At 67.9% G+C, this 20,706-nt stretch carries 22 protein-coding genes; 10 read left to right on the top strand and 12 right to left on the bottom strand.

What is annotated here, in order from left to right:
* Positions 1–58: 58 nt before the first annotated feature.
* The gene (locus ACWPN8_RS07595) at positions 59–748 is read right to left on the bottom strand and encodes a CvpA family protein (RefSeq protein ID WP_109449428.1); all 690 of its coding nucleotides are present in this window, start codon (positions 746–748) and stop codon (positions 59–61) included.
* 75 nt (positions 749–823) lie between these two features.
* Entirely contained in the window at positions 824–2,272 is a 1,449-nt protein-coding gene (radA, locus tag ACWPN8_RS07590) for a DNA repair protein RadA (RefSeq protein WP_109449430.1), read from the bottom strand.
* Positions 2,273–2,460: 188 nt separating this feature from the next.
* Between radA and map the strand changes: the two genes are divergently transcribed.
* From map to ACWPN8_RS07570, 4 genes are read left to right on the top strand one after another with little or no spacing between them, the layout of a single operon-like run.
* Positions 2,461–3,270 carry a type I methionyl aminopeptidase gene (gene map / locus ACWPN8_RS07585; protein WP_109449432.1) on the top strand — a complete coding sequence of 270 codons (810 nt, stop codon included), beginning with the start codon at positions 2,461–2,463 and terminating at the stop codon, positions 3,268–3,270.
* Positions 3,267–3,887 carry an NUDIX hydrolase gene (locus ACWPN8_RS07580; RefSeq protein ID WP_109449434.1) on the top strand — a complete coding sequence of 207 codons (621 nt, stop codon included), beginning with the start codon at positions 3,267–3,269 and terminating at the stop codon, positions 3,885–3,887. The genes map and ACWPN8_RS07580 overlap by 4 nt, the downstream gene beginning before the upstream one ends.
* 38 nt (positions 3,888–3,925) lie before the next feature.
* Positions 3,926–4,519 (top strand): Uma2 family endonuclease, encoded by a 594-nt coding sequence (locus ACWPN8_RS07575; protein ID WP_492240382.1) that lies wholly within the window; start codon positions 3,926–3,928, stop codon positions 4,517–4,519.
* On the top strand, positions 4,512–4,964 hold the full coding sequence (locus tag ACWPN8_RS07570; protein ID WP_492240381.1) for a cupin domain-containing protein: 453 nt from the start codon (positions 4,512–4,514) through the stop codon (positions 4,962–4,964). Before ACWPN8_RS07575 ends, ACWPN8_RS07570 begins: the two co-directional genes overlap by 8 nt.
* 80 nt (positions 4,965–5,044) lie before the next feature.
* Here ACWPN8_RS07570 and ACWPN8_RS07565 read toward each other — a convergent pair whose 3' ends face one another.
* The gene (locus ACWPN8_RS07565; protein WP_492240380.1) at positions 5,045–7,234 is read right to left on the bottom strand and encodes a putative bifunctional diguanylate cyclase/phosphodiesterase; all 2,190 of its coding nucleotides are present in this window, start codon (positions 7,232–7,234) and stop codon (positions 5,045–5,047) included.
* A 600-nt stretch (positions 7,235–7,834) separates the two neighbouring features.
* Here ACWPN8_RS07565 and ACWPN8_RS07560 point away from each other — a divergent pair.
* Positions 7,835–8,080, top strand: a complete 246-nt coding sequence (locus tag ACWPN8_RS07560; RefSeq protein ID WP_109449442.1) for a hypothetical protein — start codon at positions 7,835–7,837, stop codon at positions 8,078–8,080.
* On the opposite strand, the gene ACWPN8_RS07555 is transcribed toward ACWPN8_RS07560, so the two are convergent.
* Positions 8,052–8,393, bottom strand: a complete 342-nt coding sequence (locus ACWPN8_RS07555; protein ID WP_109449445.1) for a YnfA family protein — start codon at positions 8,391–8,393, stop codon at positions 8,052–8,054. The genes ACWPN8_RS07560 and ACWPN8_RS07555 overlap by 29 nt on opposite strands.
* Positions 8,394–8,576: 183 nt before the next feature.
* On the opposite strand from ACWPN8_RS07555, the gene ACWPN8_RS07550 reads away from it, so the two are divergent.
* The 5 genes from ACWPN8_RS07550 to trpE all read left to right on the top strand — a co-directional run bounded on the left by ACWPN8_RS07550 (position 8,577) and on the right by trpE (position 13,114).
* On the top strand, positions 8,577–8,795 hold the full coding sequence (locus tag ACWPN8_RS07550; RefSeq protein ID WP_146208075.1) for a hypothetical protein: 219 nt from the start codon (positions 8,577–8,579) through the stop codon (positions 8,793–8,795).
* Positions 8,796–8,817: 22 nt separating this feature from the next.
* Positions 8,818–9,156 (top strand): hypothetical protein, encoded by a 339-nt coding sequence (locus tag ACWPN8_RS07545; RefSeq protein WP_492240379.1) that lies wholly within the window; start codon positions 8,818–8,820, stop codon positions 9,154–9,156.
* Positions 9,157–9,270: 114 nt separating this feature from the next.
* Entirely contained in the window at positions 9,271–9,450 is a 180-nt protein-coding gene (locus ACWPN8_RS07540; RefSeq protein WP_098740061.1) for a CsbD family protein, read from the top strand.
* Between the two features lie 230 nt (positions 9,451–9,680).
* On the top strand, positions 9,681–11,561 hold the full coding sequence (locus tag ACWPN8_RS07535) for a peptidylprolyl isomerase (RefSeq protein ID WP_492240378.1): 1,881 nt from the start codon (positions 9,681–9,683) through the stop codon (positions 11,559–11,561).
* Positions 11,562–11,602: 41 nt separating this feature from the next.
* Positions 11,603–13,114: an anthranilate synthase component I gene (gene trpE / locus ACWPN8_RS07530; RefSeq protein ID WP_492240377.1), complete on the top strand. Its 1,512-nt coding sequence runs from the start codon at positions 11,603–11,605 to the stop codon at positions 13,112–13,114.
* A 416-nt stretch (positions 13,115–13,530) separates the two neighbouring features.
* Here the strand turns inward: trpE and ACWPN8_RS07525 are convergent, their stop codons facing one another.
* The 8 genes from ACWPN8_RS07525 to ctaD form a co-directional block, all read right to left on the bottom strand.
* The gene (locus ACWPN8_RS07525) at positions 13,531–15,018 is read right to left on the bottom strand and encodes a carboxypeptidase M32 (protein ID WP_492240376.1); all 1,488 of its coding nucleotides are present in this window, start codon (positions 15,016–15,018) and stop codon (positions 13,531–13,533) included.
* On the bottom strand, positions 14,996–15,820 hold the full coding sequence (locus ACWPN8_RS07520; RefSeq protein ID WP_492240375.1) for an SURF1 family protein: 825 nt from the start codon (positions 15,818–15,820) through the stop codon (positions 14,996–14,998). Before ACWPN8_RS07520 ends, ACWPN8_RS07525 begins: the two co-directional genes overlap by 23 nt.
* Positions 15,817–16,188 carry a DUF983 domain-containing protein gene (locus ACWPN8_RS07515; RefSeq protein WP_109449459.1) on the bottom strand — a complete coding sequence of 124 codons (372 nt, stop codon included), beginning with the start codon at positions 16,186–16,188 and terminating at the stop codon, positions 15,817–15,819. The genes ACWPN8_RS07520 and ACWPN8_RS07515 overlap by 4 nt, the downstream gene beginning before the upstream one ends.
* A 72-nt stretch (positions 16,189–16,260) precedes the next feature.
* Positions 16,261–17,136, bottom strand: a complete 876-nt coding sequence (locus ACWPN8_RS07510) for a cytochrome c oxidase subunit 3 (RefSeq protein WP_492240374.1) — start codon at positions 17,134–17,136, stop codon at positions 16,261–16,263.
* Between the two features lie 21 nt (positions 17,137–17,157).
* A complete protein-coding gene (locus ACWPN8_RS07505; protein ID WP_492240373.1) occupies positions 17,158–17,820 on the bottom strand; it encodes a cytochrome c oxidase assembly protein in 663 nt (220 codons plus the stop codon).
* On the bottom strand, positions 17,820–18,005 hold the full coding sequence (locus ACWPN8_RS07500) for a cytochrome c oxidase system small membrane protein (protein WP_109051101.1): 186 nt from the start codon (positions 18,003–18,005) through the stop codon (positions 17,820–17,822). The genes ACWPN8_RS07505 and ACWPN8_RS07500 overlap by 1 nt, the downstream gene beginning before the upstream one ends.
* The gene (gene cyoE / locus ACWPN8_RS07495) at positions 18,002–18,913 is read right to left on the bottom strand and encodes a heme o synthase (protein ID WP_492240372.1); all 912 of its coding nucleotides are present in this window, start codon (positions 18,911–18,913) and stop codon (positions 18,002–18,004) included. The genes ACWPN8_RS07500 and cyoE overlap by 4 nt, the downstream gene beginning before the upstream one ends.
* A gap of 150 nt (positions 18,914–19,063) precedes the next feature.
* Entirely contained in the window at positions 19,064–20,683 is a 1,620-nt protein-coding gene (ctaD, locus tag ACWPN8_RS07490) for a cytochrome c oxidase subunit I (RefSeq protein ID WP_098740070.1), read from the bottom strand.
* Between the last annotated feature and the right edge of the window lie 23 nt (positions 20,684–20,706).

The raw sequence follows: 20,706 nt of genomic DNA, 5'->3' as shown, positions 1-20,706 counted from the left end.
CAACGGAAAAAACCACGGTCCCACAAACGTCAATCGCGCCAAAACCGAGCGGTCAAGCTCAGCGGGCGTTGTTCTGCATCAGCCTTTCAAGATCGGCGCGATCGCGGTCCTTATAACCGGTATCGGGCGCCTGCGCACCCCCGGTCTTCGCGGGGCTGGGCACCGGCGTCGACAGGCGGTCGAGCGCCTGCTTGGCCTCCATCGCCTGACGCGCACGGTCGCGCGCCATGTCCATCTGGCCGAGACCTTCCTTGCGCAAATTCTCCGGCACGAAGGCGTAGAGCGTTTCCGCCCCCATCGCCAGGAAGGGCCGGGTCTTCGCCTGCTGGAGCCAGACCGGCTGTTCGGCCTGGTTCGGCACCAGCCACAGGAAGAACAGGTAGGCGATGGAAACGAGAATCCCCCCCTTCACCAGACCGAAGGCGAAGCCCAGCGTGCGGTCCAGCGCCGACAGGGCGGAGGCCTGCACCCCGCGCGACAGGCTGCGGCCCAGCAGCGACAGCACGATCAGCGCGACGATGAAGACGCCCACCGCCGAGGCGGCGTAGGCCAGCATCTCGAAGCGGATGTAGATCTGCGCATAGGGCAGGACATGGGGCAGCGCGTAGAGCGTGACGATGGCCGCACCGGCCCAGGCGGCGACCGACACCAGTTCGGCGACGAGGCCGCGGCTGAAGGCGAGCAGTGCAGCCAGGAGCAGCACGGCGAAGACGACGATGTCCACCGGATTGACGGGAAGAGTGTCCATGACCCTGTGCCGATTGCCTGTAGGGATTGATGAGGTGCCGATTGGTGAATGTGCCGAGTGAAGGCGGAATTGCGGTCAGATGTATTCGTCGTCACGCGAGCGGCGCGTGTCGTTGTCGTCATGGCCGCGCCGGGACGGCGGCCGGCCGGAGGAGCCCTGCGGCTGGAACAGCGGCATCAGCTCGCCCAGCTGCTGGAGTTCGACGGTCTTGAGGCCGTTGTCGCCGCGGCTGCCCTTCTTGCCGGCGCGCCGCGCCGGGAAGATGGCGGAGGAGAAGCCGAGCTTCGCCGCCTCCTTCAGCCGCGTGTCGGTCTGGCTCACGGCGCGGACCTCGCCCGACAGGCCGAGTTCGCCGAACACCACCGTGTCGGCCGGCACCGGCTCCCCGGTCAGCGACGACACCAGCGCCGCGGCGACCGCCAGATCGGCCGCCGGTTCGGTGATGCGCAGGCCGCCCGCCACGCTCAGATAGACGTCGTTGGCGCCGATCTGCACGCCGCAGCGCGCCTCCAGCACCGCCAGCACCATAGCGAGGCGGGCCGAATCCCAGCCGACCACGGCGCGGCGCGGCGTGCCGAGCGGCGACGGGGCGACCAGCGCCTGCACCTCGACCAGCACGGGGCGGGTGCCCTCCATCCCGGCGAAGACGGCGGCCCCCGACACGTCGCCGCGGCGTTCGGCCAGGAACAGGGCGGACGGGTTGGCGACCTCGCCCAGCCCGGCGTCGCCCATCTCGAACACGCCGATCTCGTCGGTCGGGCCGAAGCGGTTCTTCACCGCGCGCAGGATGCGGAACTGGTGGCCGCGCTCGCCTTCAAAATAGAGCACCGTGTCCACCATGTGCTCCAGCACGCGGGGACCGGCGATCATGCCTTCCTTCGTCACATGGCCGACCAGCAGCAGGACGACGCCGCGCCGCTTGGCGACGCGGATCAGCTCCTGCGCGCTGGCGCGGACCTGGGCGACGGTGCCGGGGGCGCTGTCCAGATTGTCCATGTACATGGTCTGGATCGAATCGATGACGATCACCTCCGGACCCTTGGCGTCGTCGAGCGAGGCGACGATGTCGCGCACGCTGGTGGCCGAGGCCAGATCGACGGGGGCGGTGGCGCAGCCCAGCCGCTGGGCGCGCAGACGGACCTGATCGACCGCCTCCTCGCCCGAGACATAGGCGCAGCGGTGGTCCTGCGACAGCCGGGCCATCGCCTGGAGCAGCAGGGTCGATTTGCCGATGCCGGGATCGCCGCCGATCAGGATGGCCGAGCCGGGGACCAGCCCGCCGCCACAGACGCGGTCGAACTCGGCGATGCCGGTCATGCGCCGGGGCGGCGCCTCGCTGGAGCCGTGCAGCCCGACGAAGTCGATGCGGCGGCCGCGGGCCGCGCCCAGCCCCTTGGGCGCGCTGTCGGGCGCGGCCTCCTCAACGAGGCTGTTCCATTCGCCGCAGGCGTCGCACTTGCCCGCCCATTTGGGGAAGGAGGCGCCGCAAGCCTGGCAGACATATCGGGTGGTGGGCTTCGCCAAAGGTCTGGTAGTCCAATGGGGATAGGGCCCGCCACATATAGCAAGCCATTCCGCCGAATCCTACGATTGCAGGGGTGGAATGCAGGGGCTTTTTTCAGACGGGTGGCGTGATAGCTTGTTGCGCTGCCTGCGGATGGTCGCAGCGGCCGAAGGTTGGTCAGAGGATTTACGTGACGGATGACGGTTTGATGGACAAGGATGGACGGCGGATCGTTCTGCACGGTCCGGAAGAGTTCGCGGCGCTGCGCAAGGCCTGCCGGCTGGCGGCCGAGACGCTGGACTACATCGCGCCCTTCGTGGTGCCGGGCGTCAGCACGGGGAGACTCGACACGCTGATCGAGGAGTTCCAGCGCGACCGTGGCGGCATCCCGGCGACGCTGGGCTACCAGGGCTATCCGGCCTGCAGCTGCATCTCGCCCAACCATGTCGTCAACCACGGCATCCCCAGCGACGACAAGAAGCTGGTCGAGGGCGACATCGTCAACATCGACGTCACCGTGATCCTGGACGGCTGGTACGGCGACAGCAGCCGCATGTATTTCGTCGGTGAGAAGGTCGGCGTGAAGGCGCGCAAGCTGGTCGATCTGACCTACCGCTGCATGATGGCCGGCATCGCCCAGGCCAAGCCCGGCAATCATCTGGGCGACATCGGCCATGCCATCCAGACGATGGCGGAGGCGGCGCGCTGCTCGGTCGTGCGCGATTTCGGCGGTCACGGCATCGGGCGGGAGTTCCACGGCGCCCCGCACGTCGATCATTTCGGCAAGCCCGGCACCGGCGTGGAGCTGCGCCCCGGCATGGTCTTCACGGTCGAGCCGATGATCAACGCCGGCCGTCCCGAGGTGAAGATCCTGTCCGACGGCTGGACCACGGTCACCCGCGACCGCTCGCTGTCGGCGCAGTTCGAGCACCAGATCGGCATCACCGAGGACGGCTGCGAGATCTTCACCCTCTCCCCCGCCGGCCACACCCAGCCGCCCTACGGGAGCGCCGCATGAGCGACGACCGGAAGCAGGACGAACAGAAGCAGGGCGAACAGAAGCCTTGGGACGTGCTCGGCAGCCGTGAGCTGCTGGACGCCAGCCCGTACCTGAAGGTGCGGGCGGAGACGGTGCGGCTGCCGGACGGGCGGACAGTGGATAATTTCTACCAGCTCGACCAGCCCGACTTCGCCCTGATGTATGTGGAGACCGAGGACGGCAAGGTCGTGATGCTGCGCACCTACAAGCACGGGCCGCGCCGCGTCAGCCTGACCTTCCCCGCCGGCGCCATCGAGCCCGGCGAGGATCCGCTGGCCGCCGCCAAACGCGAGCTGCTGGAGGAAACCGGCTATGCCGCCGACGACTGGACGGCGCTGGGCGGCTTCGTCGTCGGGGCGAACTCGAAGGGCAGCACCTGCCACATGTTCCACGCCAAGGGCGCCCGCAAGGTGGCGGAACCCGATCAGGGCGATCTGGAGGACATGCGGATCGAGCTGCACAGCGCGCGCGAGCTGATCGACGCGGCGGCGCAGGGCGACTATGCGGTGCTGCCGGTGATCGCCATGCTGGGGGCGATGCTGCTGCCGGAGCTGCGCGAGGGGCTGGGCATGGCGGCGCGGACGCGGTCGGTGTAGAAAGACGGGGCGACCTTTCACCGACCGGGAGGGCGGCCATGGCCCTGCGCAAAGAGCGCCGGATGACGCTTGACGAGTTTCTCGCCTGGGAGGAGCGGCAGGACGGCCGCCACGAGTTCCTCCAGGGCGAGATCGTCGCCATGGTCGGCGGCACGGTCGCCCACAACCAGATCGCCGGCAACGTCTATGCCGCCCTGCGCGGCGAGCTGCGCGGGTCGCCCTGCCGGGTGTTCCAGGAGACGATGCGCATCCGGGCCGACGAGTCGGTGTTCTATCCGGATGTCTTCGTCACCTGCGCCAAGCTGGACGACCGCGATCGGCTGGCCCGCGAACCGATCCTGATCGTCGAGGTTCTGTCCGACAGCACCTCCAGCTACGACCACACCACCAAAAGCGCCGCCTACCGCACCCTGCCCTCGCTGACCCACTATGTGCTGATCCATCAGCGCGTGGCGGTGGTCGAGAGCTTCCGCCGGGCCGGCGACGGCTGGACGCATGAGCTGCTGTCCGGGCGCGACGGCCTGCTGGCAATCCCGGCGCTGGAGGTGACGCTGCCGCTGGCGGCGATCTATGAGGACACGCGGGTGTCCTTCGACCTGACCATCCCTGTGAGCGATACCGACAATGCCTGAACACGCCTTGTCCGCCGAGCGGCTGATCGAAATGCTGGAGTTGCAGCCGCATCCGGAGGGGGGCTTCTACGCCGAGACCTACCGTGCGCCGGGCGACGGCGGGCGCGGGGCGGTGACGGCGATCTATTTCCTGCTGAAGGCCGGGCAGCGGTCGCACTGGCACACCGTCGATGCCGTGGAGATCTGGCTCTGGCACGGCGGGGCGCCACTGGAGCTGTCGGTTCATCAGGAGGGCGGAACGGTCGAACGCCACCGGCTGGGGATGGACATCGCCGGCGGCGAGCGGCCGCAGGCGGTGGTGCCGGTGGGAGCCTGGCAGGCGGCGCGCAGTCTGGCCGACGGGCCGGAGGGCTGGTCGCTTGTCAGCTGCACCGTGGCGCCGGCCTTCGAGTTCGCCGGGTTCCGGATGGCGCCGGAGGGATGGGAGCCGACGGAAAAGCTGTGAGGGGCGGGTGACCGTCCCCTCGCCCGGATCGCTCAGTGCTTGATCGTCCCAACGGATCGCCCCGGCACCGGACCGGGAGATCAGGCGATGGCCGGCGCGGCCTGCGTGCGCACCATGTCGGCCAGCGCCTCGGGCGCCATCGGGCGGCCAAACAGGTAGCCCTGCATCAGGTCGCAGCCGACCGACACCAGGAAATCGCGCTGTTCCGCCGTCTCCACCCCTTCCGCCACGGTGGTCAGGCCAAGGCCGTGCGCCATGCCGACGGCGGCCCGGACCAGCGCGTTGCTCTTCGGGTTCTCCGGCACGTCGATGACGAAGGCGCGGTCGATCTTCAGCTTCGCCACCGGCAGCTGCTGCACATAGCTGAGCGAGGAATAGCCGGAGCCGAAATCGTCGATGGCCGCCTGGATGCCGAGAGCGGCCAACTCGCCCAGCGTCCGCACCGCCACCTTCAGGTCGCGCACCGCCGCCTGCTCGGTGATCTCCAGCCCGAGATGGCTGCGCAGCGACGGATGCTCGCCCAGCAACTCCTCCAGGCGCAGGGTCAGGTTGCCGCGCAGGAACTGCTGGCCGGAGATGTTGAGGAAGACGCGGTCGGGCAGCACGCCCTCCGCCTCCCAGGCCGTCATCTGGGCGATGGCGGTGGACAGCACCCAGTCGGTGATCGGCACGATCAGGCCGCTTTCCTCGGCGACCGGGATGAACTCCCCCGGCGACACCGGACCCAGTGCGTGATGGTCCCAGCGCAGCAGCGCCTCCGCCGAGCGGACCCGGCCGGCCCTGTCGACGATGGGCTGGTAGACGAGGCGCAGTTCGTTGCGTTCGATGGCGTGGGTCAGATGCATGGTCAGCATCATCCGGCGCGTCGCCGCCGCCGCCATTTCCGGCGTGTAGAAGCAGATGGCGTTGCCGCCATTGTGCTGCACCGCCTGCAAAGCGAGCTTGGCCTTGGCGTTCAGGTCCTCCAGCGTGCCGACCGTGTCGTCCTGCACCGCGGCGCCGACCGACAGCCGCAGCCGCACCCAATGGCGGTCGGCGTAGATCGATGCGGTCAGCCGGTCATGCAGCACCCCGGCCAGCGTGCGCGCCTGATCGGCATCGGCCACCCGTGACAGCGCTGCGAATTCGTCGGCGGCGATGCGGCAGATGATGGTGTTGGGTGGCAGCACCTCGGTCACCCGGCTGACCATCGCCTTCAGCGCGGCATCGCCGACATGGAAGCCGAAGGCTTCGTTCACGTCGCTGAACTGGTCGACGTCCAGCGCGAACAGCGCGAACAGCCCGCCATTTGCGCCGCCATCCGCGCTGCCGCCCTCCGGCCCGCCGGCGCGGTGGCCGGCGAACAGCGCCTCGCATTCCTCCAGGAAGGCGGTGCGGGTCAGAACGCCGGTCAGCGGGTCGTGCCGCGCAAGGTAGGAGGCGCGCTGCTCCGCCGCCAGACGGTCGGAAATGTCGCGGATGATGCCGACGAAGGTGACGTCGTCGCCCATCCGCGCCTCGCCGACGCTGAGATGGATGGGGAACACCGTGCCGTCCTTGCGCTGGCCCAGCGTGTCGCGGCCGATGCCGATGATCTTGGCCCGCTCGGTCCGCATATAGGTGTCGACATAGCGGGCGTGGTCGCGGGAGAAGGGCGGCGGCATCAGGATTGTCATACTGCGCCCGACCAGCTCGCTGTCCTCATAGCCGAACAGGCGGCAGCAGGCGCGGTTGATCGAGCGGATGGTGCCGCTGCGGTCGGACACGATGATGCCGTCCACCGCCGCGTCCAGCAGGGTGGCGACGAAGCTGTCGCGGCAGGTCACGAACTGGGCGATGCGGTCGGGATCGCCGGTCTGGTGAAAGGTGCCGAGATAGCCGAGAATCGTCCCGGCGCCGTCGCGATGGGCGGTCACGCTGCCGCTGAGAATCGAGCGGCGGCCATCGCAGCCAAGCGTCGGGCAATCGACCGGGGCCGAGCCGTGGGCCGGCGATTGACCCAGGGCGGCGATGGCGGCCCCCAGCGCCGCCGTCACGGGATGGTCGATGGCGGCGAGCGGGCGGCCGACCAGCTCCGCCGGCGAACGGTCGAGCGCCGCTGCGAAATGGCGGTCGGCATGCCGGCACACGCGGTCGCGGTCCAGATAGACCAGCGCCATCCCACCCGCCATTCCGCCCGCCATCCCCCCATCGTCGAGCAGGCTGGCGGCCAGCGAGGCCAGGAAGGCCGGATCGCGCGGCATCCCGGCGGCGTCCGCCGCGCCGGACCCGCTGCACTCGGAACCGTTCATCTGATCCGCCGGTTGTAGGTTCACGAAGCGATCCGTTTCTTCTGTCCGGCCCGAAAGACGGACCTCGTGATACATCGCCGGGATACCGGCTGACCGAATTCGGATACCCGACGGTGGTATTATGACCCCGTCCGGCATCTTTTCCAACGTCAAGCGGACGCGTAAATGCAGGACATTTCCGCAACCCCGCCGCCGTGATGCTTTCGCACTCTAACGGTTGGAAGCCGAAGCACGATTGACATGGTTCAATTCAGGCCGCGGTTTCGGAAACGGACGCGCACCATCCGCCGCATCGCTACAGCTTTCGCGCGTGTGGTCTGCGACAATTCGGGGGCATTGGGTCCGGCGTGCTGGACCTTCGGCGGTATACACCCCAAGATATTCGCCGACACCAGTTGCCGGCATCGCCGGTCCGGGAACCGTCCCGGCATTTTTTCAGCCAGTCCCGTCTCTTTGTGCCTGATGGAGGAATAAACCGCAGGTCCCAGGCGTTTTTCCTGACAATGGCCGCAACAACCGACCCCCAGGTCGGCTGGCGCCGGCCCGTCGGGTCCGCCAACGGTCCGCGGTTCGAGAAAAAACGATTGGGAGCATTCCGTCATGACCAACGCATTCAGCCAGATCCGACACACCGACGGCCGTGCATACTACCAGGGCACCCCGCTGTCCCTGGCCGATGCGCAGATCATGCTCAACGACGACATCCTGCGCCGCCGGGTGCGCGTCGGGGCCTATCTGCGGGTGGATGACGGCCGGCTTGTGCTGGTCAACGGCCCTGCCCTGCACCCGTGGGTCAGCCGGCTGGCCCCGTCGGCGCTCAGCCCCCGCGCGGCCCGGCCAGAATAAGCGCCGCTCCGCCCAGACAGATCAGCGCGCCGGCCGCATCCCAACGGTCGGGCCGCGCACCCTCGACCAGCCACAGCCACAGCAGCGACGCCGCGATGTAGACGCCGCCGTAGGCGGCATAGGCCCGCCCGGCGAATTCGGCGTCGGCCCGCGTCAGCAGCCAGGCGAACAGGCACAGGCTGGCCACCCCCGGCAAGACGAGCCACGCGCTGCGGTCCAGCCTTATCCACGCCCAGAAGGCGAAGCAGCCGGCGATCTCCGCCAGCGCCGCCGCGCCATACAGCGCCAGCGTCGCGCCCTGTGTCCGCTCCATCCGCCCGTCCACCCCAGCCCCGCTTCAGACCGGCAGGATGCTGACGGCCGTGCCCCTCGGCGTCAACAGGGTGCACTCCATTGCAAGGCGCCACAGCTCGTTTCAATTTGCCGCCCTAATATTACAGTGCATTCATGGACTTGGCCGGGGGTGCGGCATAAATTCGCTGGGAGGAGGCATACTATGATGCTCATAGACGCTACCGACCCGATGCGGGATGCCATCGAAACGATCCGGGCCACCGACGTGATTTCGGACTCGAAGAAGCGCATCCTGTTCCAGGGGCTGGAGGCGTTGCGGGACCGGCATTGTCCGGACCCGCGTCCGATGGCGGGCCGTTGCGAAGAGTGCTCGTCCCGCAGCCGCTGCCTGCCGGCGGTGCTGGATCTGCTCGGTTCCTGACCACGGGCGGGGAGAACGCGGAATGCGCCTGACGCTCGATGACGAAGCCACGCTGTGTTCCGTCGAGATTCTGGCGGAGGCGGTCGAAATGGCCTTCGTTCCCGGTATCCTCGAACTGCGCACCCTGCGCGATTCCCTGAACGATGCCCTGCACACCCGATCCCCGGCGGCCGTGAAGCTGGCCTTCAGCGCCTTCAGCCGGGTCGACCGCGATTTCCGCAACCAGATCACCCATCACGCCCTCCAGCTGGCGGCCCTGCGCCGTCACAGCGCCGGGCCGATGCACCGCGACCTGCCCGTCGATGGCGGCATGCCGGCGCGGTCGGCCGGCCGCGGAGTCGATGGACCACGCCGGGCGTGAGCAGGACGGAAGCGTGGGGCCTGGGCCGCTTGCCTTTCGTGTATTATTTTTAATGGACCCTTTTGCCTTCCGATCCGTTGTCCTGGCATAACCAACACAGATGAGGTTGCCACCATGGACAAGGATCGCATCGAAGGCGCTGCCCGTTCCATCAAGGGTGCCATCAAGGAAGCCGCCGGCAAGCTGACCGGCGACACCAAGACCGAGGCCGAGGGCCGCGGCGAAAAGGCCGCCGGCAAGGTGCAGAACAGCGTCGGCGGCGCCAAGGATGCCGTGCGCGACGCGCTGAAGTAACCGCCGACGCGATCCCGGCGCCCGCGAGGGTTTGCCGATCCGACGTGACCATCGGACGCCCCGGCCCCGCATTTCCATGCAGGGCCGGGGCGTTCGCATGCTCGGGCCCCGCCGGGCGGGCGCCAGCGGCAACGCCCAAGCCGGAAATGGGCTGTTGCCCCCCTCTTTCCCCTATCTATGATGCGCCGCCCCGGCCGGATGGCCGAACGACGCGCTTAGATTCGGGTCCCATGCTCCAGTTCATCCGCAATTTCGCCGGCTCCTGGGTCGTCAAGATCCTGTTCGTGCTGTTGATCCTCAGCTTCGGCGTCTGGGGGATCGGCGACGTGTTCCGCTCCTCCACCCCCACCACCGTCGCCGAGGTCGGCAAGGTGGAGATCGGGCAGCAGGCGCTGGACCAGGAATTCCGCCGGCAGATGGAACGGCTGCGCCCGATGCTGGGCGGCAACCTGACCGCCGAGCAGGCCAAGCGCTTCGGCCTTCTGGAACAGTCGCTGCAATCGCTGATCCAGCGCTCGCTGTTCGACCTCGCCGCCGCCGACATGGGCATCGCCGTCGGCCCGGAGGTGGTCCGCCTGCGCATCGCCGACGAGCCGGCCTTCCGCAACCAGCAGGGCCAGTTCGACCCCAACATCTTCCGGTCCGTGCTGCGCAACAACCAGCTGACCGAAGACGGCTATGTCGCGATGATCCAGCGCGAGACCGCCCGCCAGCTGGTCGCCGGTGCGGTGTCCGCCGGCCTGACCCCGCCGCAGCCGCTGGTGCAGGACCTCTACCGCTATCGCGGCGAAAAGCGCGTGGCGGAAGTGGTGACCCTGCCCAACGCCTCCATCGGCGATGTCGGCGTGCCCGACGACGCGACGGTCAAGCAGGCTTACGACGACCATCAGGTCCGCTTCACCGCCCCGGAATACCGCGCCCTGACGGTCGCCCGCCTGTCGCCCGACGCGCTGGCGAAGGACATCAAGATCGACGACGCCCAGCTCCGCAAGGCGTACGAAGAGCGCGCGAACGAGTTCGGCGCCCCGGAAAAGCGCTTGGTCCAGATGGTGGTGACCGACGACGAGGCGAAGGCCAAGCAGATCGCCGAGGCCGCCAAGGCCAAGGGCCTGGCCGAGGCCGCCAAGGATGCCGGCGTCGAGCCGGTGACGCTCGACAACATCGCCAAGGCCGACCTGCCGGAGATCGGCGACGCCGCCTTCGCGCTGGAGCCGGGCAAGCCGTCCGACCCGATCAAGAGCGCGCTCGGCTGGCATGTCATGGCCGTCACCGGCGTCACCCCGGCCTCGACCAAGAGCTTCGAGGATGTGCGCGACCAGCTGGCGGCCGAGCTGAAGAAGGAGCAGGCGCTCGACTCCGTCTTCTCCATCGCCAACCGGGTCGAGGACCAGCTGGCCAGCGGCGCATCGCTCGACGAGGTCGCCCAGGCCCAGGGTCTGGTGCTGAGCAAGGTCGCCGCCATCGACAGCACCGGCAAGGCGCCGGACGGCAAGGACGCCGCGCCGGACCTGCCCGGCCTGAAGGCGCTGCTGCCGAACGCCTTCCAGTTGAAGACCGGGGCCTCCTCCAACCTGACCGAGGGCGAGGGAAGCAACTTCACCGCCGTCCGCGTCGACAGCGTGATCCCCGCCGCCGTCCGTCCGCTGGCCGACGTGCGCGAGCAGGTCATCGCCGACTGGCAGCAGGAGCAGCGCGCCGAGCGCGCCGCCAAGAAGGCGGAGGAGATCGCCGCCAGCCTGAAGCAGGGTGCGGAGGCCGCGGCCCAGGACATCGCCACCCAGTCCGGCGCCACCTTTGCCATGACCAGCCCCTTCACCCGCGACGCCCAGGCGGTCCAGGGTCTGCCGGCCGAGATGGTCGCCAAGCTGTTCGCCGCCAAGCCGAACGAGGTCGTCACCGGCAACACCGCCGATGCCCAGGTGGTCACCCGCCTGAAGGAGATCATCCCGGCCGATCCGAAGGCCGCCGATGCCGATCTGGCGCCGGTCCGCGCCGCGGTCGAACAGGGGATGGAAAGCGATCTGGTGGCGGAGTTCACCAACGCGCTGCGCGACAAGTATCCGGTCCGCATCCATCGCCAGCGCATCGACCAGTTCTTCGCCAGCAACTGAGGCTTCGGCGCAGCCGACAGCAATCCGAGAGGTCTCGTGCCGTGAAGGTCCAGCCCGATAACACCAGCTTCGATGCCGCTTACGCCGCCGGTCGGCCGCAGGTGGTGTGGACCACGCTGGTCAGCGATCTGGAGACCCCGGTCTCCGCCTATATGAAGCTGGCGGACGGCCGTCCCTTCGGCTTCCTGCTGGAATCGGCGGAGCGCGGAGCGGGGTCGCGGCGCGACCGCTATTCGGTGATCGGCTTCAAGCCGGACGTGGTGTGGCGGTCGCGCGGCAACCGGGCGGAGATCAACCGCGACGCGCTGCACGATCGCGAGGCCTTCAAGCCGCTCGACAACGCACCGCTGGACGAGTTGCGCGCGCTGATCAACGAGAGCCGGATCGACCTGCCGGACGCGCTGCCGCCGATGGCCGCCGGCCTGTTCGGCTACATGACCTACGACATGGTCCGGCTGATGGAGCGGCTGCCGGACAACAATCCGGACGAGCTGAACATCCCGGACGCCATCCTGACCCGGCCCAGCATCGTCGCCATCTTCGACAGCCACACCGATTCGATCACGCTGGTGACCCCGGTGTGGCCGAAGGCCGGCAAGGATGCCGCCACCGCCTATGCCGACGCGCGGGAGCGGCTGACCGACGCGCTGGCCGATCTGGAACGCCCCCTGCCCTACCGGCGGGAGCCGCGGGCGGAGACCGGCCTGCCGCTGGCCTGGACCTCCAACACGACGCGCGAGGAGTATCACGCGATCGTGGAGAAGGCGAAGGAGTACATCCGGGCCGGCGACATCTTCCAGGTCGTGCCGTCGCAGCGCATCCGCTTTCCCTTCAAGCCGTCGCCGCTGGCGCTGTACCGCACGCTGCGCCGCCTCAACCCGTCGCCCTTCCTGTTCCATTGCGACTTCGGCGACCTGACCGTCGTCGGCTCCAGCCCGGAGATCCTGGTGCGCGTGCGCGACGGCAAGGTCACCGTCCGTCCCATCGCCGGCACCCGCAAGCGCGGCGCCACCACGGCGGAGGACGAGGCGCTGGCCGCCGATCTGCTGAGCGATCCGAAGGAGCTGGCCGAGCATCTGATGCTGCTCGACCTCGGCCGCAACGATGTCGGCCGGGTGGCGAAGGTCGGCACGGTCAAGGTGACGTCCAAGATGATCGTGGAGCTTTACAGCCACGTCATGCACATCGTCTCCAACGTCGAGGGCGACCTCGATCCGAAGTTCGATGCGCTCGACGCGCTGGTCGCCGGCTTCCCCGCCGGCACGGTGTCCGGCGCGCCGAAGGTCCGCGCCATGGAGATCATCGACGAGTTGGAGAAGGCCCGCCGCGGCGTCTATGCCGGCTGCGTCGGCTATTTCGGCGCGTCGGGCGCCATGGACACCTGCATCGCGCTGCGCACCGCCGTGCTGAAGGACGGCATGATGTATGTCCAGGCCGGCGGCGGCGTCGTCGCCGACAGCGACCCGGAATCCGAGTATCAGGAGACCGTCAACAAGTCGATGGCGCTGATCCGCGCCGCCGAGGAGACGCTGCGCACGACCGCGCGCGGGTGATCGTCACAGCCACTCTCAACGAAGACAGGCCGCCTCATGGGGCGGCCTTTTTCATGCGTGGATAATTGAAAGTCTGTGAAGCAGATTCCATCGGATCGGATTATCCACAGAAAAATGCACGCTGCCGGACGGTAGCGCCGCACACATCTGCAACCATGCATCTATAGTGGGAGTGTGTGAACGGGGTGGCGGACAGGCCGCCACCGCCGCACACGAACAAGGGAGAGAAGAGGATGGAGAAAATCCTCACACTCCTGATCCTGCTGTTGCAGATCATCAAGGCGTGCCTTGATCTTCTGAACCGCTGATCGGATGGGTGCGTCGGGGTCGATCACACCCCGGCGCACCTGTCCCTAAAGATAAGCCATTTCCCGCTCTTGCCAAGAGGCTTCCGCACGCCTTCCGCGAGGTGGCGGTCAGAGATACCGCCGCTCCAGATGCCGCTTGAACACCGATGCGTCGAGCGGCCGGCCGGTCGCCGCGGTCAGCAGCTCGTCGCCGGAGGCATGGAAGCAGCCGGTCTGATGGACGTTCACCCGCAGCCAGTTCACCAGCGGCGCGAACTCGCCACGCGACAATGCCGGGACGATCTCCGGATCGGCGCTGCGGGCGGCGTCGAACAGCTGGGCCGCGGTCATCGCGCCCAGCGTGTAGCTGGGGAAATAACCCCAGCCGCCACCGGGCCAGTGGATGTCCTGCAAGCAGCCGAGCCGGTCGTCCGGCGGGACCACGCCGACGAGTTCGGCCATGCCGTCGTTCCAGGCGCCCGGCAGGTCCGGCAGGGTCAGGTCGCCGGCGACCAGCGCCTTTTCCAGGCGGTAGCGCAGGATGATGTGGGCGGGATAGGTCACCTCGTCGGCATTGACGCGGATGAAGCCACGCTCCACCCGGCTGTAGAGGCGGCGCAGATTGTCGGCCTCCCAGGCCGGCCCCTCCCCGCCGAAGGTCTCGCGCACCACCGGCGCCAGCCAGGTGATGAACTCCGCCGAGCGGCAGGCCTGCATCTCCATCAGCAGCGACTGGCTCTCATGCACCGCCATGCCGCGGGACTGGCCGACCGGCTGGGTCAGCCACGCGGCCGGGCGGTTCTGCTCGTACAGCGCATGGCCGGTCTCGTGCAGGATGCCCATCAGCGCATCGGTGAAGTTCGCCTCGTCGTAGCGGGTGGTGATGCGCACGTCGCCGGTCGCCCCGCCGCAGAAGGGATGCAGCGACACGTCCAACCGGCCGCGACGGAAGTCGAAGCCCAGCCGCTCCATCATGCGGACGCCAAGCTCGCGCTGCTTCTCCACCGGGAACGGCCCCTGCGGCTCGGTCACCGCCGGGGCAGCCGACTGCTTGTCGAGGACGCGGCCGATCAGGTCGGGCAGGAAGCCGGACAGGTCGGCGAACAGCGCGTCGATCCGCTCCGCCCGCGCGCCCGGATCGTGGCTGTCGAGCAGCGCGTCATAGGCGCTGATCCCCATCACGGAGCCGAGCGCCTCCGCCCCCTCGCGGACGCGGGCCAGAACCTCTGTCAACGAGGGCAGCAGCTTGGCATAGTCGCTTTCCGCCCGCGCGGCGCGCCAGGTCATCTCGCAGACCGACACCGCCTTGCTGGTCGCCTCGACCAGATCGGCGGGAACGGCGGTTGCCTGGATGTGGTGGCGGCGCATCTCGCGCAGGTTGGCGCGTTGCCAAAGGTCGAGGCTGCCGTCGCCCTCCGCCTCGGCCAGCAGATCGCCCATGCGCGGGTCGGTCGCCAGTTCGTGAGCGATCACCGACAGGGTCGCGGTCTGCTCCGCCCGGCCGTCGTTGGCCCCCTCCGGCATGATCGTCTGGGTATCCCAGCCGAGAATGCCCAGCGCGTCGCCGATGGCGGCGATGCGGGCGTGGCGGCGTTCAAGCTCCTGATATGCGGTCATCGGGTCGTCCGTCGGTTCCGGTGTCGGCGCGCTTGCGCTGTGACAGCACGTAGATCCCGGCGAGCGTCACCGCAAGCCCGTACCAGGTCAAGGCATACTGCAAGTGGTTGTTCGGCAGTTCCACCCGCGGCTCGATCCCCGCCAGGGTTCCGGCCGGTGCACCGAGCAAACCGGCGCCCTGCCCGGCGCCATTACCGCTCCCTTGTCCCGGCAGCATCTCCACCACCACCGGCGCCACGCCGCTTAGCGACAGCGCGGCGGCCATCGCCGGCGGATCGGCGCGCATCCAGGCGGAACCGGGCGCCGGGGTGCCGTTGCCGGGCTGGAACAGGCCGGGCGGCTGCGGCACGCGGACGATGCCCCTGACGGTCGTCTCGCCCTCAAGCCGGGCGGCAGTGCGGGCCGCCGGGTCGCGGCGGTCCATCGGCACGAAGCCGCGGTTGACCAGCAGGATGCCGGCCCCATCGGCGCGCTCGAACGGAGTCAGCACCTCATAGCCGACCTGCCCCTGGTGCGGGCGGGCGATCACCAGCAGGTCCTTGTCGGTCAGGAAATGCCCGGCGAGCGTCACCGGCCGGAACTCCCAGGCGGCGGGGTCGTCGATCCGGGCAGGCAGCGGTGCCGGCGGCGCGGCCATCTGGCGGTCGATCCGGGCGATAAGTTCCTCTTTCCACTGCAGCCGTTCCAGCTGCCATGTGCCGAGCCCGATGGTGACCGCAAGCCCGGCCAGCGTGACCAAGGTCGCTCCCAGTGTGGGGCGGAAATGTCGCCGCCCTGACGTCTCGACCGCGGTCGCGCTCAAGAGCCCTTCTCCACTTCGCTGCGGCGATAGCGGTACTGGAGGGCGATCACAGCGGCCTTGGCCGGCCGCAACATGCCCAGCGTCAGGCCCAGCACGACGATGCTCCAGACGATGGCATGCAGCCACAGCGGCCAGTCCACCGTCATCGACACCCAGAGTGCGACCGGAACCACGAGGAAGCCCAGGATGAAGATCAGGAACACGGCGGGGCCGTCGCCGCTGTCGACCTGCGAGAAATCCAGGCCGCAGACATTGCAGCGCTCCGCGACGGTCAAATAGCCGTCGTACAGCCGCCCCTTGCCGCAGCGCGGGCATACGCTGCGCAGGCCCGCCGACAAGGGGGAAACACTCGGGTAGAGATCGATCACGCCATCACCTCCAGTCCGGACCGTTCCGGCAGCGATACAGACCGCCGCCGGAACGGCTCGGCACCGGTCGCGTCAGTGGACGGCGACCACGCCGCCATGACCGCCCCACCAGTAGACCGACACGAACAGGAACAGCCAGACGACGTCGACGAAGTGCCAGTACCAGGCCGCCGCCTCGAAGCCGAAATGGCTTTCCGGGGTGAAGTGCCCCTTGTTCGTCCGGAACCAGCACACAGCCAGGAAGATGGTGCCGACCAGCACATGGAAGCCGTGGAATCCGGTCGCCATGTAGAAGGTCGAGGGGAAGATGCCGTCGGTGAACTTGAAGGACGCGTGGACGTACTCGTAGACCTGGAAGAAGCTGAACAGGACGCCGAGCAGAACGGTCAGGCCCAGCGCCTTCGCTGCCACGCGGTTCTGTCCCTCAATGATTGCATGGTGGGCCCAGGTGACGGTGACGCCCGACAGCAGCAGGGTCAGCGTCATCATCAGCGGCATGTCGAAGGCGTCGATGACATGCACGTTGGGCGGCGGCCAGATGGCGTCGGGGTTGAGCGGCGACACCTTCGGCTCCAGCGCCGCATGGAAGAAGGCCCAGAAGAAGGCGGCGAAGAACATCACCTCGGACGCGATGAACAGCGCCATGCCATAGCGCAGGCCGATCTTCACCACCGGGGTGTGGGCATGCTCCACCACCAACTCGCGGATGACCGACCGCCACCAGCCGAACATCGTCACCAGGATGGCCAGCACGCCCAGGATCATCAGCAGCTTGCCGCCGCCATGCATGTAGATGACCAGACCGGTCGCCAGAAGCCCGCCGGAAAAGGCGCCGATCAGCGGCCAGGGGCTCGGCTTCAGCAGATGGTAGGGATGCGGGATGCCGGCGCCCGGTTCATGGGCTGACGGTTCGGCGTGCGGCATTTGCCCGTGGGTGATGTCGGCCATCGTCTCACTACCCCATATGGTTCAGTTTGTGGCGGTCGCCCCCGGCTCCGCCTTTTGTTTGCTTGCCCCCGGAGCCGGGGACGTCGATGCGGCGGCCGTGTGCTGTGCCAGCCTGGCCTCGCTGTCCTTGGCGCGGAAGAAGGTGTAGGACAGCGTGATGGTGCTCACGTCGTCCATGTTCGGATCGTCGGCCATCGACGGGTCGACGAAGAAGGTCACCGGCATGTCCACGACCTGACCAGGTTCGAGAACCTGCTCGGTGAAGCAGAAGCACTGCATCTTGTTGAAATAGGCGCCCGCCTTTTCCGGCGTGACGTTGTAGACGGCGGTGCCGACGGTCGGCGCCTTCCCGCGATTCTCCGCCCGGTAGGCGGCGAAACCGGTCTCTCCCAGCTTCAGCACCAGATCCTTCTGTTCCGGCCGGAAGCCCCAGGGAAGGGCGGAGTTGGTGTCGGCGTTGAAGCGGACGGTCACCGTGCGCCCGACGACACGCGCCGCGGCCTGTTCGGCCCGCTGGGTGGTGCCGCCGAAGCCGGTGACCGAGCAGAACAGGTTGTAGAGCGGGACCGACGCATAGGTCAGCCCGATCATCCCCGCCACCAGCCCGAACAGCGTGCCGAGGACGAGGCGGTTGCGGCGGCGCAGGCTGTCGTCGCGCCCGTTCATCCCGTCACGAGGTATCATCAGTGCGCCCCGCCCATCCGCACCACGGTGATCGCATAGAACAGGACCACCAGGGCCAGCAAAGCCGCCAGAACGGCCAGATTGCGCCCGCGCAGCTTTTTGGCCCGCAGGGCGGCTTCCTGCCGGCGCTGCTCTTCGACGGAGTTGCGGGTATCGGTCAGGTCATCGCGTTCCATCACCGTCATGCCCACCCTCCAAGGATAAGCCGCTCGCCCATCATCACGGCGAACAGCAGGAACAGGTACAGGATCGAGAAACCGAACATCTTCTTGGCCGGCTTGTCGTCGCTGGCCCGCAGGACGCGGACGGCGCAGCCGAGGAACATCAGGCCGAGGATCGCGGAAACCGCCAGATAGACCGGCCCGGCGATGCCGAGGAAGGACGGCGCAGCCGCCACCGGCAGCAGGATCAGCGTGTAGAGCAGCATCTGCCGCTTGGTCGCCGCCTCGCCCGCCACCACCGGCATCATCGGCACGCCGGCACGGGTGTAGTCGCCGTTGCGGAACAGGGCCAGCGCCCAGAAATGCGGCGGCGTCCACAGGAAGATCAGCAGGAACAGCATAATCGACGGCAAATCGACGCTGCCGGTCACCGCGGCCCAGCCGATCATCGGCGGGAACGCGCCGGCGGCCCCGCCGATCACGATGTTCTGCGGGGTCCGGCGCTTCAGCCACATGGTGTAGACGAAAACATAGAAGCCGATGGTCAGCGCCAGCAGCGCCGAGGCGGTCCAGTTCACCGCCAGCCCCATCACCACCACCGACAGCACCGACAGGGTGACGCCGAATCCCAGCGCCTCGGCCGGCTCGACCCGGCCCGACGGGATCGGACGCTTCACCGTGCGGGTCATCACCGCGTCGATGTCGCGGTCGTACCACATGTTGATGGCACCCGACGCCCCGGCGCCGACGGCGATGCACAGGACGGCGACCAATGCCAGGAAGGGGTGGATGTGACCGGGCGCCAGCACGATGCCGGCCAGCCCGGTGAAGACCACAAGCGACATGACCCGCGGCTTGAGAAGCTCGATGAAGTCACCGGCCGACGCGCCCCCTGTGTGGTTGAGCGCCAGTTCGTTCGTCACGTCCGTCATATCATGTCCTTGTCTTCTAACCCCGGGCCTTCCAACAAAAAGTCGTCACCCCGGCACCCTCACCACCGGCGCCCATGTTCGGGCTGCTCGGCCTGGTCCTGTTTCCCGGACGGGCGCCTGCTTCTGGGCGACGCCCGCCCGTTAGCACGCTTACTTGACCTGGGGCAACGTCTCGAACGCATGGAACGGGGGCGGCGAGCTGACCGTCCATTCCAGCGTGCCGGCCTGCGGGCCCCAATAGGCGCCTGGCACCCGCTCCCCGCTGCGCAGGGTCTTCCAGGCGATCCACACGAACAGCAGCGTGGAGGCGAAGGAGAGGTAGGCGCCCAGCGACGAGATCATGTTCCAGCCCCAGAAGGCATCCGGATAGTCCGGGATGCGGCGGGGCATGCCCGACAGGCCGAGGAAGTGCTGCGGGAAGAACACCAGGTTGACGCCGACGAAGGTCGTGTAGAAATGGACCTTGCCCCAGAACTCCGGATACTGCCGCCCCGACATCTTGCCGATCCAATAGTACCAGCCGGCGAAAATCGAGAACACCGCACCCAGCGACAGCACATAGTGGAAGTGCGCCACGACGTAGTAGGTGTCGTGCATGTAGTTGTCGAGACCGCCGTTCGCCAGCACCACGCCGGTGACGCCGCCGACCGTGAACAGGAAGATGAAGCCCAGCGCCCACAGCATCGGCACCCGGAACTCGATCGAGCCGCCCCACATGGTGGCGATCCAGGAGAAGATCTTCACGCCGGTCGGCACCGCGATGATCATGGTGGCGGCGGTGAAGTAGGCCTTGGTGTTGACGTCCAGACCGACCGTGTACATGTGGTGCGCCCACACGACGAAGCCGACCACGCCGATGGCGACCATGGCGTAGGCCATGCCGAGATAGCCGAACACCGGCTTCTTGGAGAAGGTCGACACGATGTGGCTGATGATGCCGAAGGCCGGCAGGATCATGATGTAGACTTCGGGGTGGCCGAAGAACCAGAACAGGTGCTGGAACAGGATCGGGTCGCCGCCGCCTTCGGGGTTGAAGAAGGTGGTGCCGAAGTTGCGGTCGGTCAGCAGCATGGTGATGGCGCCGCCCAGAACCGGCACCGCCAGCAGCAGCAGGAAGGCCGTCACCAGCATCGCCCAGACGAACAGCGGCATCTTGTGCAGCGTCATGCCCGGGGCGCGCATGTTGAAGATGGTGGTGATGAAGTTCACCGCGCCCAGGATCGAGCTGGCGCCGGCCAGATGCAGGGCGAAGATCGCCATGTCGACCGACGGCCCGCTGTGCCCCAGCGGCGAGGACAGCGGCGGGTAGATCGTCCATCCCGTGCCGGCACCGGTGCCGACGAAGGCGGAGCCCAGCAGCAGCAGGAAGGCCGGCACGATCAGCCAGAAGCTGATGTTGTTCATGCGCGGGAAGGCCATGTCGGGCGCGCCGATCATGAGCGGCACGAACCAGTTGCCGAAGCCGCCGATCAGCGCCGGCATCACCACGAAGAACACCATGATCAGGCCGTGCGCCGTGATCAGCACGTTCCACATCTGGCCGTCGGAGACGAACTGCAACCCCGGCGACTGAAGCTCCGCCCGCATGATGACGGAGAACAGGCCGCCGATCAGCCCGGCGATGACCGAGAAGATCAGATAGAGCGTGCCGATGTCCTTGTGGTTGGTCGAATAGAACCAACGCTGCACGAAGCCGGGGACGTGATGATCGTCATGCCCGTGCCCATGGTCTCCCACATGCTCACCATGTCCCGGTGTGGCGTTTGCCATGTCTCTACCCTTTGTCGCTGTCC

This window comes from Azospirillum sp. UENF 112521 (assembly GCF_058780665.1).
The sequence above is the reverse complement of the archived record's forward strand: the minus strand, read 5'-3'. Positions and strand labels throughout refer to the sequence as shown.